Origin of the sequence: Brevibacillus daliensis (assembly GCF_021245735.1) — a bacterium.
Classification (GTDB): Bacteria; Bacillota; Bacilli; order Brevibacillales; family Brevibacillaceae; genus Brevibacillus_B; species Brevibacillus_B daliensis.
In genome coordinates this window covers 119,699-133,544 of sequence record NZ_JAJISB010000012.1, presented here as the reverse complement: position 1 = coordinate 133,544, position 13,846 = coordinate 119,699, and the positions used below count along the sequence as shown (strand labels likewise).

Here is a 13,846-nt window from a genome sequence, read left to right as displayed (position 1 = left end):
CTTCATCTCTACGTTGTCTATTTTGGGGAGAAAACCCGAAAATCCTGATTCTACTGGCCTTCGAGTACTTCCTCCTGTTTTCTTGGCAAGATCAGGGTAACGAATAGACCCAATCCAGCAATAATTAACAGAGAATGGAACACAGTTAGGAGTCCTGTTTCTAGATGACCTTGTGATAGATACATATTAAAGATCGCCCCAAACACAGTAATACCCACGGTTTGTCCCATTGTGCGCATAAACTGGATTGAGCTGGTAGCAACACCGCGCTGATTCCATGACACACTGCCCTGAACTGCTACCGTCAAAGCCGTAAAGGTAAGACCAAATCCAAGTCCCATAATAAACATCAAGATACCTATATAATAGATAGGCGTTTGTTGAGTCAGGAACGATAACAAGAATTGGCCAATGATAAAGAATATCCCGCCAACGAACACGATCCATTTATAACTGTAACGTCCCATTAATCTCCCACCAATAGCGGCGGCAATTGGCCACCCTAGAGAGAGCGGTAATACAACTAATCCAGCAGCAGTTGCCGATAACCCAACCACATTGATTAACCAGTTAGGCATATACACGGATATCCCGATTAACAAAGCACCATGCAAAATGGAAATAATCTGGGAGACAGCAATTAACGGACGTTTAAATAGCGAAAGTGGCAGCATGGGCTCTGGCGTACGCTTTTCCACCAGTAAGAAAACACCGAGCAAGACCAGGCTGATTACAAGTAAAGTAATGGTTTGTCCATTGATGACGATTCCCTGACCTTCTCCTTCTGCAAGCAACACATACAAGAAAGTAACTAGTGCACCCGTAAAAAACAGAGCGCCCCAATAATCGATACGTGCTTTTTTGGGTACAAGATTTTCATGAAAATGCTTGTACATGAGGTAAATTCCCAAAATCCCAATCGGGACATTAATATAGAAAATCCATTGCCAGGTAACAAAATCAACGAAAAACCCACCAATGACTGGTCCTACAATGGCAGCAACGCCCCAAACTGCGCTAAATACTCCCATCAGCTTGGCGCGTTGCTCCTGGTTAAATAAATCTCCGATAATCGTCATACTGATCGGTTGAACAGCTCCTGCGCCCAATCCTTGAATACCACGATACAGCATGAGTTCTTTCATTGAACCGGACAGGCCACATAATACGGACCCTAATAAAAAGAGGACACTACCGAATAAAAATACTTTCTTACGCCCAAACAGATCAGATAATTTACCATAAATAGGCGTGGTTACAGCCGTTGTTAGTAAGTAGATGGAAAAAACCCATGATATTAACTCGGTTTGTCCCAGTTCGTTGGCGATTGCTGGCATAGCTGTTGTGATTACTGTCGTATCGATAGCAGTCAAAAACGTAGTTACCATCAGCGCCCAAACAATATTACGTTTTGAACTTTCCATTGTTAGGCTCCTTTATTTGTATACTGAAACTTCTATAGGTTGATGGTTGATGGTTATGGAACTAATTCGTCCTTTTGAAGAGCAAAGTATAATTCTCGTAACTCTTCAGGCAACTCAACTGCTCTTCGTTCTTTCGCATCAATCATCACCATTGTGATAAGACCATCTCCGACTAAACCTTTTTGCTCATGGAAAAGTTCATGCTTTACCACAAAGCTCTTTTTCCCTACGTTAATGAGGGAGGTGTGTATCTGTACCTGATCCCCCATTACCAATTCACTTCGATAGTTAACATTCAGGTTAACAACAACGGGAAAAATTCCTTTTTGCTTTAGTTTTTCAATCGTAAACCCTTGAGCGATTAACCAGTTGAACCTTGCCCATTCCATGTATTCCAAGTATTTCGCATTATTAACATGGCCAATTATATCTACTTCTGTACTTCGAACCGTAAAATCAAAAGTATGTATCATATTTATAAACCTCCCTTATTTTCATATCAAATCAGAATAATTTATTCTGTACGAAATCAAGCTTTCCACTATAATGAAATCATCAGATTCTTTCCTAATCTTACCACAATTTATTATAGTGGAGGTGTACCATACACATGAGTATCCGATTGCAAACTGACGAACTTCTGATTAATACACTAAAGGAAAATGAACTGCCTAAAGCGCTGCACATCTACAATAGTAACCCCGCATACAATGAATGGACGAACGGTGATCCTTCCCTTACTTTACACGATCTCACACACGAATATGAAAAAATGAGCAAGCTTCCTACAGGACATTGGCTCGCCATACGCCATCAAGATCAGCTGATTGGTATTTCTCACATTTTGCTAGAGAACCCGAATGACCACAAAAGCTGGATTGGTCTATTAATGATAGACTCAGATCATCAGCGCCACGGGTATGGAAAGAAGGCGTTCTTAATGATAGAAGAGTATTTCCGTTCACTTGGAAAAGAAACGCTGCATATTGGTGTAATCCTTTCAAATGAAAAAGCCTTCTCATTTTGGAGTCAACTTGGATTTGAACAATATAGACAAGTAACGGCTGACGTTGGTACACAGACACAGCCTGTTATGTGTATGGCAAAATTTTTATAAGTAAAGGAGGCATAAATCCATGCAACACGTTCGCTATGAGTGTGATGTACCTGAAACCGTATTGTTCTCATAATTACCGGGGAACAACCTGTTTTTGGTACTAATTGTTTCCCGGCTGTTCTACTATAGACAATCCGGGAGGTTCTGCAATGAAATCTATTCAATCTAATCAATGGCTAGGTGCTGTTTATCTGTCTTTGGCTGCTGCTATTTGGGGTGGACTATATGTTGTCAGTAAAGTTGTACTGGATGTAGTACCGCCTTTTACTTTACTAGTCATTCGATTCGGGATTGCCTTTCTCGTTCTGGGCATTCCTGTTATCGTTACACGTCAGTTTATTCCAAAAAAAGAAATTCCCTTATTGATACTTGTGGGGATTGTTGGTGTCACCATCTCAATTGGTGCTCAATTTGTGGGAACCAATTTATCCTCCGCTCATATGGGTGCCGTTATTACTTCTGCCTCACCTGCCTTTATCCTGCTTTTTGCATTCTGGCTCTTGAAGGAACGACTTACGGTTCTTCAGGTCGGCGGGATTCTTCTTGCCACACTGGGCGTTCTGTTGATAATTGGGCTTCCTCATGAATCCCTTCAACCCGAGGCAATAACAGGCAATTTGATCCTACTCATTGCTGCGGTTAGCTGGGGATTATACACCGTACTCTGCAAACATCTGTCTGCTAGCTATTCTTCCTTATCCATAACTGCCTATGTAGCACTGTTTGGAATGATATCCAGCAGTCCGCTGATGATCTGGGAACTGACTACTTCGCCAATCTCATGGTCTTTTAGCTTAGATATCTGGGCTGGCATTCTCTACATTGGCGTTATTTCTACAGCAGGAGCATTCTATCTGTGGAATAAGGGATTTCAATTGGTTCATGCTGGTAAGGGAGCTGGTTTCTTTTTTGTACAGCCCATTGTAGGTGCCTTACTAGGCTGGCTCTTGCTAGGAGAAAACCTGCATCTTAGCTTTTTAATTGGTTCATTCATTATCTTTTTAGGAGTGGCGCTTACTACTTATCAAAAAGTAGATGCTCCACCTGTTCTCACCTTAGATCGTACAGAATAACATTGATCTTAAAAACGGCTGATTCCCTCTTTAGGGTAACAGCCGTTCTTTGTTGGTAATTAAATCGATAAATTTTTCCTCTTTTCTCTTAACAGCCCCTACAGCTTCCCACAAGTAGAGGGAAACATAACTGCGCCAAGGCTGCCACGCTTCACCTATATCACGGATCTGTTTTTCATTTAGCTTATCCGGGATGTTATACACAAGTTGAATTCCATTGCGGAGTCCAATATCAGCAGCAGGTAACAGGTCTGGTCGTCCTAGACCAAACATTAATAGGCATTCCACGCTCCATCTGCCTATCCCTCGTAAGGGAGTCAAATAAGCTACTACCTCGTCGTCGGTCATCTTTTTAATAGATTCCAGATCAATCTGTTCATTTACCACTGCTCGAGCAAAATCTATGATATATTCTGCTTTTCGTTGGCTGAATTGCATCTCACGCAATTGACCTACTTCCAACCTTGCTATGGCTGACGGTGTTGGGAACGCCCATAATGTTTTTCCATCAGGCGTCATTGCTTGCTCACCTGCAAGAGCCAGCAATCTCTCAGTCATCGTGGAGGCAAATGCCAAATTAACCTGTTGTCCAATGATCGTGCGTACCATACTGGAGAAAAGATCACTATCTAACAAGAAACGTAACCCGCGAAAATAACGGGTAAGCAATGCCAAATGAGAATCACCTGTAACTTGCTGGTAAAAGTCACGCAAATCAACATCTGCACTAAACATATGACGCACAATGGCAAATAGTTCTTCCTTTTGCTGTTCTGAAATCGTATCTTCACAGTATAACTGAATGAAAGGGTCTTCTATGTCTCCACAAAATAAGAGCTCAATTAACACAGGTTGTCCCTGTAATCGGAAGAGACGATACATCTTTTTTTCTGCAATGATCAGGGATGCCTGCGGATCTGGATGAGTAGCTAAGCGGTTAACTAATCTGTCAAAGCAATAAGGAGGTAACAGGGGGATTGTTGCTAGTAGCAAGCATGTTCATCCTCTCACACTAATAATTTATTTTCATAATCATACCGCTTTTAAGAGATCGTTTTCTACCTACCATAGTGGAGAAAACCAGCTTCTCTTTTCACTCGTCGCTAAAAGTCTTCGCCCCGCAAGGGGTTAGACTGTCCGCTCCTCATTATTCATCGGGGAAGCTCAAAACGATGTATTCACTGTAAGACTTGCTGGGTTTCGCTTCTTTTTCCCGATGAATAGTGCTCCGCTGGGTCGGGCTTCGCCAAGTCGCTCCGTGTGAAAAGAGAAGCTGGTTTTTCTTGTTGTTGGTTTTGTTATTATCTTTTAATTTCCACTGCAACCTTTTGCAGAAGAAGTACATTTTTTGTCCAGAACTATTTAAGGTCCTACTTAGCTACACAGCGAAGAGTGCGGACTAAAAAGTGCAACCCGTGAGTTACTGCGTAGCAATCTCTACCTTTTGCACTTTCCGCACTCTTCACTGTGTAACGGACAGTCTACGCTTCCTTGCGGGACCTTAACGAGTTCGCAGACGAAAAATGTGCTTCTTCTGCACACTACAAAGGTATAAAGAAGGGATGCACGAATGCATCCCTGTTACTTTTTCCGTAATTGAATCACCGTTTCTCTAAGCTGTTCGGTGTCAATTGGCAACGTTTGAACTTCATCAAGCGTTTTTACCTTAGTTATAAGTTCATTGATGGAGTGATCAGGAATGTCACGTCCACGAATTTGTCGCAAAAAATCAAGCTGGGAAAAAGTTCTCCATAAAACGAACAAACGTTGACCAGTTAGCTCCATAGCTGTTTCTCTCCTAACACCATATAATTTTATATTAATGAATTATACTACATACATACCCCATTTTTCCTGCATGAAAAAACTTTTGAACCAAACAGCACGAAATTTTCACAAATATGTATAATTGTCTTTTCAGAAATCTCTGCTATAATCTATGAACATATGATTTTCAGAAAATAAAAATTATATATCGATCAAAAATGTTTGAGAGGAAGCGAGTGCCTTGAACAGTGCGCCACTACGTCATAAACCTTTTTACTTGCTGTGGACGGCACAAATCACTTCCAATATTGGTGACCAGTTATATAGTATCGCCTTATTATGGTATTTGTTGTCTTCTACACAATCCCCCGCTGCACTCAGTATGATTGGAATGCCTGAAATGATTGCAGGATTTATGTTTTATCTCTGGGGCGGAATGCTCGCCGATCGCTATAATCCAGGTCGAATGATGCTTCAATCAGATATTGCGCGCATAGCTATCGCAACTACCGTAGGGGTAGCCGTTATGTTTAATCTAACATGGTTCCCTTTCTTTCTAGCTATGCAGTTTCTGATCGGGATCTTTTCGACTCTTTTTTATCCAGCACGAGCGGTAGCCTTACGAACCATTGTAGCACCGGAACACTTGAGTCAAGCAAATGCTATACTTGACACTACCTTCCGAACAATTCGGATCATAGCCCCCATGTCGATTGGAATATTGGCTAATCTGATGCCGATCGGCTATTTATTCTTTATGAATGCTTTCTGCTATGTTTTCTCAGCGGTTTGTGTCTTTATGTTACGCTCATCCTTACCGAACAAACAAGCTGTATCAGATACTGTCCCAGCTGTCTCTCCCACTTCTCAGTGGCGAGAAACCATCCATGAATTGCTGAATAAAAAAACGCTATTGTACATACTGATTTTTTGTAATATTGGCTTCATTTCCTGGCAAGTTATCTGGAGTGTGGGTTTCCCCGTACTTGCTAGTCAAACTGGAGAAGGTGACCCAGGCCGCCTTGGAATCCTCTTTGGCTTTTATGGTGTAGGCAACCTACTGAGCAGTCTGTTTATGATTCGCTTCCGGTACCACAATCATTTGCGACTAATAACAACTGGCTGGATGCTATGTGGCTTGGGGTTTTTGGTCATGGGTATGTTCCATGATTCCAGCATGTTAGTTAATATAGGAGCTGCTATTGCAGGCTTAAGTGGTCCACTTACTGGGATTCCCACCATTACAGCCATTCAGACTCAGTCAAGTATCGGAAACACAGGTAAAATATTCTCCATGAACCAGATGATCGGAACGATTTTTAGCCTGACTTCCAGTATGATGGGCGTTCTCTTTGCTAGTAAGCTACCTGTCACCACTTTATTTATTCTGGCAAGTGGGATCTTGCTTGTTATTACAGTAATGGGATATGTAATGAGTAGCAGGAAGATCAAATCAGTGGAAAGTCATGAAAGCTTGTGAAACAAGCAAGCTCGCTTTAAACTAGCCAGACCTATTCTTATTAAGTAGAAAGGTTTCATTCTCAAAGAGATTTTCTTTCACTGATACATGAAATCCAGGGGCACTTCTATTCCTTCCCTTGATTACATTTTTCAGAAAAAGACCATCCTTTACAGAATGAAACCTTTTTAGTAGTTCGTTTATTGCTTTTACCATGCTCGGGATAGATGAGATCACCTACTAAACATACCTTTAATTACAAAACTCACATTAGCTGGACGTTCTGCTAAACGGCGCATGAAATAGCCATACCAGTCGTTACCGTATGGAACATAAACGCGCATTTTATACCCTTCCTTCGCCAAATCTATCTGTGATTGTGTACGAATTCCATACAGCATCTGGAATTCAAATTGTGTCCGTGGAAGATTAAATTCTTTTTCCAGCTGTTTTACATAATTGATCATTGTGTCATCGTGGGTGGCAACTGCTGCGTAGTTCCCATTCTGTAAATGAAGCTTGATAATCTTTTTATAATTTTCATCTACATCCGCTTTTGCGGGGAATGCTACCTCTGGCGACTCCTTATAAGCTCCTTTTACTAGACGCAGGTTAACTCCACTATCCTTCAAGTCCTTAATATCCTGCTCTGCCTTGAACAAATATGCCTGAATAACAGTACCCACATTATCGTAATCCAATAACAATTCATCCAAAACCTCCATGGTCACCTGATTATGAGCATAATCCTCCATATCAATTCGCACAAACAGATTGTCGCATCTCTTGGCAGCATCTAGGACACGGCGCATGTTACTTACACATAAGTCTCTACTAATATCTAAGCCGAGCTGGGTCATCTTCAAAGAAAGATTGCAGTCTACTTTAGATTCGTGAACAGCCTCAATGGTTTTAATACAGTAGTCTGCTGACTCATTTGCCTCCTCAACACTAAATACAAATTCGCCCAAATGATCCAGTGTACATACCAGTCCTTTTTGGTTCAGCTCACGTACCTTGGTAATCGCTTCTGCAATAGTTTCCCCTGATACCACACGACTCGCCCCAAATCGTAAGCCCCACTTCTTCGCCGCTTTATTTAAACTTTGATTTTTGGAAAGGAACAAGAAAAAATTTTTAAGAAGTTGTTCCATGATGATTGCCTCCTTCATGCTAGTACCCTTGCATGTTTCTATTTATATCAGGATATAAACTGCAACTACCGTGCCAAGTCCTGCTAATCGTGCAATATAAGGATAAAACTATCGTAATGTGCAGTTTATTCTGACATTTATGTGCAATCATGTTCATAATATTGTACACTTTTGATCAACAGGTAAATGAGGTGATGGAATGAAAACCGTTTTTTCCTTGCAAACAAAAATAGCTTCCTTCATGTGCCCGCTACCTACTGATAACCATTCTCCCTATCTAAGTAGCTACATCCAAGACGAACATACCTTGTTCCTTCCACTAGATTCCACATTGGAAGAAGCTTATTTCACTTATATACAATGGATGACTAGGCTAGACACGATCGCAGAATCCATTACAGTACCAGCGTTTATTATCGTTGACAAGAATCAGCAGCCAGCAGGACAACTCACTTATCCGCTTTTTATAAAAGCAATTGGGGAAGCAGCTCGCAATCAGGAGGCATTGCTTAGCACCCTTCTAGCCACGATGAGCGAGGCTACTACAATTGTTAATTCAGAGAACCATGTTATGTATTGGAATAAGGCAGCAGAGACGCTTTATCAAATTCCAAAAGAACAGATGGTAGGAACACCGTTAGATAATCATTTTGCTAGTGAATCGCTCCGTGTAAAGGTCGCCTTGTCGGAAGGTTCAGCCGTACAACGACTCTATCATATTCCAAGACCTAATCAGCATGTCTTGATTAACTCTGCCCCCATTCGTCAGGGGGATGAAATCATCGGTGGACTATCCATTGAACAAGATATTACGGAGTTGGTCAAATTACATGAAGAACTGACACATACCACTGCTCATCTTCACAATTTACAACAAGAGATGACTCGATATCAGGCTACCTCTGATCCTTTTTATCAGGTGAAAGGTCATTCTTCCGTCCTACAGCAAGTAATTATAAGCGCAAAAAAAGTAGCAACAACAGATGCCACCGTCTTGATCACTGGTGAGAGCGGTGTGGGTAAAGAGCTGTTTGCTCAAGCCATTCATCAGGCGAGTAAGCGTGCAGATAAACCTTTTATAGCTATTAATTGCGGTGCTATTCCTGTTGCTTTGTTTGAAAGTGAACTTTTTGGATATCAGGGCGGTGCATTTACCGGGGCAGATAAGAAAGGTAAGCCAGGAAAAATGGAGCTGGCTCATGAAGGTACACTTTTTCTTGATGAAATCGGAGAATTGCCGCTGGAATTACAAGTAAAGCTGTTACGTGCCCTGCAAGAACGGCAATATTATCGGGTGGGTGGAACGGCGCCTATTACGATTAACACGAGAATTATTGCCGCTACGAATAAAAATCTGGAACAACTGGTGGAAGAAGGGCGTTTTCGCGAAGATCTTTTTTATCGTTTGAATGTTTTTTCGTTAGAAATACCATCGTTACGGGAACGCTCGGAGGATCTTCCTGAACTCATTCAAATTTTCCTGCAGGAATACTCACTCTCCCATGATCACCCTATTCCTCTTCTGGCACCTGATGTAATGCAAGCATTGATCACATTTCCATGGCCAGGTAACATCAGGCAGCTACGTAACGTGATGGAGCGACTATCTATATTGCAGGAGAACGGAATGATTACGAGTGAGCATTTGCCAGCGCCATTTCGTTCCAGCAAATCTCAATCGGTTATCCAACCTAGCCATGAACTTCCATTACTTGATTTTCCCTCGGGAGAACTACCACTAGAAAAGCCTTCTTTCACCTGGGGAACACGTGTGGGACACTCCTATCATGAAAATGAAAAACAACAGGTAATAGCTGCTCTTCATCGCACCTATGGTAACAAAAAAGCAGCTGCTACTCTCTTGGGAATATCACGAGGTACACTGTATAACAAAATGAAAAAGTACGGTATTACAGAGGAATAACGAATAATCTGTAATTAATAAACGTTTTTTTAAAAGATCGTCTTCATCCTACTGTAGTGGAGAAAACCAGCTTCTCTTTTCACACTCTCGCTAGAGTCTTCGCCCTATATGGGGATTGACTGTCCGCTCCGCACTATTCACCCTAGGAAGCTTCAAAACGAAGTTTTCACTGTAAGACTTGCTGGGTTTCGCTTCTTAATCCCGATAAATAGTGCTACGCTGGGTCGGGCTTCGCCAAGACGCTCTGTGTGAAAAGAGAAGCTGGTTTTTCATGTTGTAGGTTTTGTTTAAGTCTTTTCTTTCCACTGCAGCCCTTTGCAGAAGAAGCACATTTTTTGTCCAGAAGTAGTTAAGGTCCTACCTAGCTACACAATAAAGAGTGCGGATTAAAAAGTGCAACCCTTGAGACACTGCGTAGCATCGCAACTTTTGCACTTTCCGCACTCTTTGTTGTGTAGCGGACTGTCATAGCTCCCCTGCTGGACCTTAACGAGTTTGCAAATTAGAAAACTTGGCTTTACCAAGCCTCTAGTGCAGGTAAAGCCTTAGTTGCACTTATGCAGACAGGAATTTTTATAAATTCCTGTCTGTCAAAAAATGTGCTTCTTCTGCCAGCCCACTACAGTAGTCATAATAAGACAATCAACCCATGACTGATTTTACCTCATCCATTTTCTTATCTGGGTTCCCTGCATCCTCAGGTCGTTGTGGCCACAACCAGCTCTGAAATATGATTGCCGATAGTCCAAGAACAATGACAAGAATACCACTTAATTGAAAGGCAACATGTGGACCAACCATTGTAACCACTCCCCCACCAATGAGCGGTGCTATCAACCAAACTGCGCTACCCATTGACTGAACGATTCCCATTACACGACCTATCGCATCTTTCGGTGCTTCGTTCATAAATAAGTAGTTGGACATGACCGACCATAACCCACTTCCTGCACCACCAATGAGACACGGAATAATAACCAACCAAAATGAAACCCCTTTTGCAATACTTCCCAAGGCTAAAAAGCTAACCCCTATCAAAAAAGCACTTCCCCCCATTGCCAGACCATATCTTTTTATCCCCGATAGACGATTTAACACACCAATCATACTGACAGCTCCTAGTCCAAACAAAGCAATTCCCCAGCCTAACCACTCTGGTTTATTTGGATTAATTTCTCGGATTAAGACAGACATCTGAGAATCAACGAACTGGATAGCCATTGCAGCAATCAGCATAAAGATAAGACTGACAAGTAAGGTTTTATTGCCTAGCACGACTGCCCAGCCTGCTTTCCATGAGGTCATGAGACTTTCAGATTCCTGTTTCGATGTACCTGAATTTCCTTTTGCCTGATCAGTCGTATCCATTTCTATTTCCTGTGGATTAGCCTTATGTTGTTTTTTTATGGAGCCGATGCTGATTAAAATCAAGCAGGAAAGGAGCAGAGAGAAGCCGTTTACAATCAGGCATAAGACACTGGAGCTAATCGCTAGAATAGCTGCCCCTAGAAGTGGGCCAATAATTTTTGACATATGCATAACCATTGTGTTGAGACTGGTTGCTTTAAGTAACTGTTCATCCGCTACAACCTGTCTCGTCAAACTTTGCTCGGCAGGGAGATTAAATACGTCCAGTGTTGAGCGAATGAGAATGAGTCCGTATAAGATATAAACATTGGACGCTAAGAGTAGACAAAATGTAAGAATGGCTCGAAAAAACGTACAAATGATCATCAATTTGCGCTTATCAACCCTGTCTGCCAATACACCAGCTAATTGGCTAAACAAGATACTAGGAATGGCATAGCAGACCGTTAGTAGTGCGATAAGCATCGGTGTTGCTTTCCATTGAAATGTAATGATGGCAATCAGGGCTATATAATCAAACCAGTTACCGAAGGATGATATGGCATAAGAGGACAGGAGCTTTGTATAGATTCTGTTTTTCCATAAGCTTTCAACTTTTGACTGAGGTTCCACGGCTACATTCATCTTTATTCACTCCGTTACTCTTTTTTTATAAGTGTACAGTTTGAATGTCAGAAGAATATCAGAGGAAGAACAGAACTCCCTAAAATATTTCGCCTAGATTGGTACGAAAATCTGCGTCAATCGCTTCCTGTAATACATCTGTTTTATATTTTCGGGTTAGCTCGCCCCACATTTGTTCCACTTTTGGCATTAAAAATTGATATTTGGGATGAAGGGAACTTATTTCACGACTGGTGCCTATTCCAGAAATAAGGGCAGGGACAAACCCTGACTCCCTTAAGTAGTTACTCCCATTTCCCAGGTAGATAAAGCCTCTTCCTTTTGATTCATAAGTGCAAGATAAAAGGCCTCCAGTAAAGACAAAAGCCCTTTTTCACGTAGCCCTGGAAAGCTTAGTAGCATATCCTTCGCTTCTCTCAAGGAATTCCGAGCCCGTATGGTATCCTTGTTATGTAAACTAAGAATGATTTCTTCCAGTTGAATGATAAAGATCAGATAGATATTCGTATCGGACTCACGAACCAACTGGTTCTTCCATCTGCCATATACGATCAAGTAGCTCCTCTCGGGTAAAGCATCGTCCTCGGTGCTGATATAAGAAGTGCAAGAGGGCGTATTCTTTGGGTAGAAACTGAACATTTCCCACTGGCAACTCAAGTGTGTATTCGTCGTCAAGAAAAAGCATTCTTCACCTTCTTTTCCGTCGTAAACCTATACATACTCCTTCAAATTAGCCTGTAACTCTACCTTGATTGCTGCCCTCCATTCCTCCACTTTATACTTTTCACATTGTTCTTCCCATTTCTGCTCTATGATTGGAATAAGAAAAGCAAAATCTGGATCGCCAAGACAGATCTGCCGGCTCATCGTTAATCCTGAAAAAATAGCTGGTACAAAACAAGATTCTTCCAAACAAGCGGCTCCTTTTTTCCAAGCAAGCACGGCTTCGTCTTGTTTTTTACTAAGACTTAAATAAAGTGCCCACATTATATACCAAGATCCTCTTTCACGAAGTCCTGGAAAAGTAATGAGTAAATCTTTAGCCTCCATCAAGCTTTTTTCTGCACGGTGTACATCCTTTTTCATGATGGCTAGCCCTATTTCAACCATTTGAATAATGAATATCAACCAGCCATTTTCCTCTTGTGAGTGACGTACCCATCCCCATAGCTTCGATAACTGGATTTCTGCTTCCTCTTGCCTATCCACCAGCATATTCAGTGTCACCAGATTAACCTCCAGTTCTTTAGCATGAGACGGTGGCATTTTCTTGCTATCGAGTAAGATATGGGCGAGAGTAAACGACTTCATATAATCATCCGTAATCAAAAAATGAGCTGAAAAAAATGTAAATGCACGCTCCCAGAACGGAATTACGTTATTTCCTACAACTCGAGATATATCCCCTTTTACAACATGCTGCATCCAGCTATAATAGCCTCTAATCGGTACACCCAGCTTTTGCATTTGTTCAGTGAACGCCACCATTTGATCACCCATCCCTAGATAGTGATAGGTCTCAATTAGCTCCCTTGTTTTTTTCGTAAGTAGGGGTTCTTGTATGACAGCCGAGGTTTCCTCCTGCTGACTATATTTTTGCAGGCGGTATCCCCTTCCTCTTATCGTTTCAATGGATAAAGAATTGGAGTAAGGTGTCAGCTTTTTCCGCAAGCGATAGATATGATCATCCACGGTCCGATCGACTGGCTCTTCCATCCGCCAGACCTGATTAAGAAGCTCTTCTCGTGTAAAAATCTGCCCCGCATGCTGATATAAAAAGCGCAATAGGGCGTATTCCTTGGGAAGAAGCTGTACCTTTCCACCAGATAGTTCGATAATGTATTCATTGTCATGAAAAAGCATGCTTCCCCCTTCTTTCAATGAGTAAGATAAATTCTCTCTTCATCTTGTCTGGTATACCTTCGACTTGTCAAAT

General features: G+C 41.7%; 13 protein-coding genes. 4 read left to right on the top strand and 9 right to left on the bottom strand.

Annotated features, from left to right (window positions below):
- Nucleotides 1-50: 50 nt before the first annotated feature.
- Together LM917_RS12030 and LM917_RS12025 are read right to left on the bottom strand one after the other, a co-directional pair.
- A complete protein-coding gene (locus LM917_RS12030) occupies nucleotides 51-1,424 on the bottom strand; it encodes an MDR family MFS transporter (protein WP_232697757.1) in 1,374 nt (457 codons plus the stop codon).
- 53 nt (nucleotides 1,425-1,477) lie between these two features.
- The gene (locus LM917_RS12025; RefSeq protein WP_232697756.1) at nucleotides 1,478-1,897 is read right to left on the bottom strand and encodes an acyl-CoA thioesterase; all 420 of its coding nucleotides are present in this window, start codon (nucleotides 1,895-1,897) and stop codon (nucleotides 1,478-1,480) included.
- Nucleotides 1,898-2,034: 137 nt separating this feature from the next.
- Here LM917_RS12025 and LM917_RS12020 point away from each other — a divergent pair, with 137 nt between their 5' ends.
- Complete coding sequence (locus LM917_RS12020) at nucleotides 2,035-2,541, top strand: GNAT family N-acetyltransferase (RefSeq protein ID WP_232697755.1); 507 nt, start codon at nucleotides 2,035-2,037, stop codon at nucleotides 2,539-2,541.
- A gap of 149 nt (nucleotides 2,542-2,690) precedes the next feature.
- Nucleotides 2,691-3,614: a DMT family transporter gene (locus tag LM917_RS12015; RefSeq protein ID WP_232697754.1), complete on the top strand. Its 924-nt coding sequence runs from the start codon at nucleotides 2,691-2,693 to the stop codon at nucleotides 3,612-3,614.
- Between the two features lie 30 nt (nucleotides 3,615-3,644).
- On the opposite strand, the gene LM917_RS12010 is transcribed toward LM917_RS12015, so the two are convergent.
- Together LM917_RS12010 and LM917_RS12005 are read right to left on the bottom strand one after the other, a co-directional pair.
- Nucleotides 3,645-4,607 carry a DNA-3-methyladenine glycosylase family protein gene (locus tag LM917_RS12010; RefSeq protein WP_232697753.1) on the bottom strand — a complete coding sequence of 321 codons (963 nt, stop codon included), beginning with the start codon at nucleotides 4,605-4,607 and terminating at the stop codon, nucleotides 3,645-3,647.
- Between the two features lie 588 nt (nucleotides 4,608-5,195).
- Complete coding sequence (locus LM917_RS12005) at nucleotides 5,196-5,399, bottom strand: hypothetical protein (protein ID WP_232697752.1); 204 nt, start codon at nucleotides 5,397-5,399, stop codon at nucleotides 5,196-5,198.
- A gap of 223 nt (nucleotides 5,400-5,622) precedes the next feature.
- Between LM917_RS12005 and LM917_RS12000 the strand changes: the two genes are divergently transcribed.
- Nucleotides 5,623-6,861, top strand: a complete 1,239-nt coding sequence (locus LM917_RS12000; protein WP_232697751.1) for an MFS transporter — start codon at nucleotides 5,623-5,625, stop codon at nucleotides 6,859-6,861.
- A gap of 212 nt (nucleotides 6,862-7,073) precedes the next feature.
- Here LM917_RS12000 and LM917_RS11995 read toward each other — a convergent pair whose 3' ends face one another.
- Nucleotides 7,074-7,994 (bottom strand): proline dehydrogenase family protein, encoded by a 921-nt coding sequence (locus LM917_RS11995; protein ID WP_232697750.1) that lies wholly within the window; start codon nucleotides 7,992-7,994, stop codon nucleotides 7,074-7,076.
- A 199-nt stretch (nucleotides 7,995-8,193) separates the two neighbouring features.
- Here LM917_RS11995 and LM917_RS11990 point away from each other — a divergent pair, with 199 nt between their 5' ends.
- Entirely contained in the window at nucleotides 8,194-9,918 is a 1,725-nt protein-coding gene (locus LM917_RS11990; RefSeq protein ID WP_232697749.1) for a sigma-54 interaction domain-containing protein, read from the top strand.
- 642 nt (nucleotides 9,919-10,560) lie between these two features.
- Here the strand turns inward: LM917_RS11990 and LM917_RS11985 are convergent.
- The 4 genes from LM917_RS11985 to LM917_RS11970 all read right to left on the bottom strand — a co-directional run bounded on the left by LM917_RS11985 (nucleotide 10,561) and on the right by LM917_RS11970 (nucleotide 13,773).
- Nucleotides 10,561-11,910, bottom strand: a complete 1,350-nt coding sequence (locus tag LM917_RS11985) for an MFS transporter (protein WP_232697748.1) — start codon at nucleotides 11,908-11,910, stop codon at nucleotides 10,561-10,563.
- 276 nt (nucleotides 11,911-12,186) lie between these two features.
- Entirely contained in the window at nucleotides 12,187-12,465 is a 279-nt protein-coding gene (locus LM917_RS11980) for a hypothetical protein (protein WP_232697747.1), read from the bottom strand.
- On the bottom strand, nucleotides 12,425-12,595 hold the full coding sequence (locus LM917_RS11975) for a winged helix-turn-helix domain-containing protein (protein WP_232697746.1): 171 nt from the start codon (nucleotides 12,593-12,595) through the stop codon (nucleotides 12,425-12,427). The genes LM917_RS11980 and LM917_RS11975 overlap by 41 nt, the downstream gene beginning before the upstream one ends.
- A 26-nt stretch (nucleotides 12,596-12,621) precedes the next feature.
- The gene (locus LM917_RS11970) at nucleotides 12,622-13,773 is read right to left on the bottom strand and encodes a winged helix-turn-helix domain-containing protein (protein ID WP_232697745.1); all 1,152 of its coding nucleotides are present in this window, start codon (nucleotides 13,771-13,773) and stop codon (nucleotides 12,622-12,624) included.
- Nucleotides 13,774-13,846: the final 73 nt, after the last annotated feature.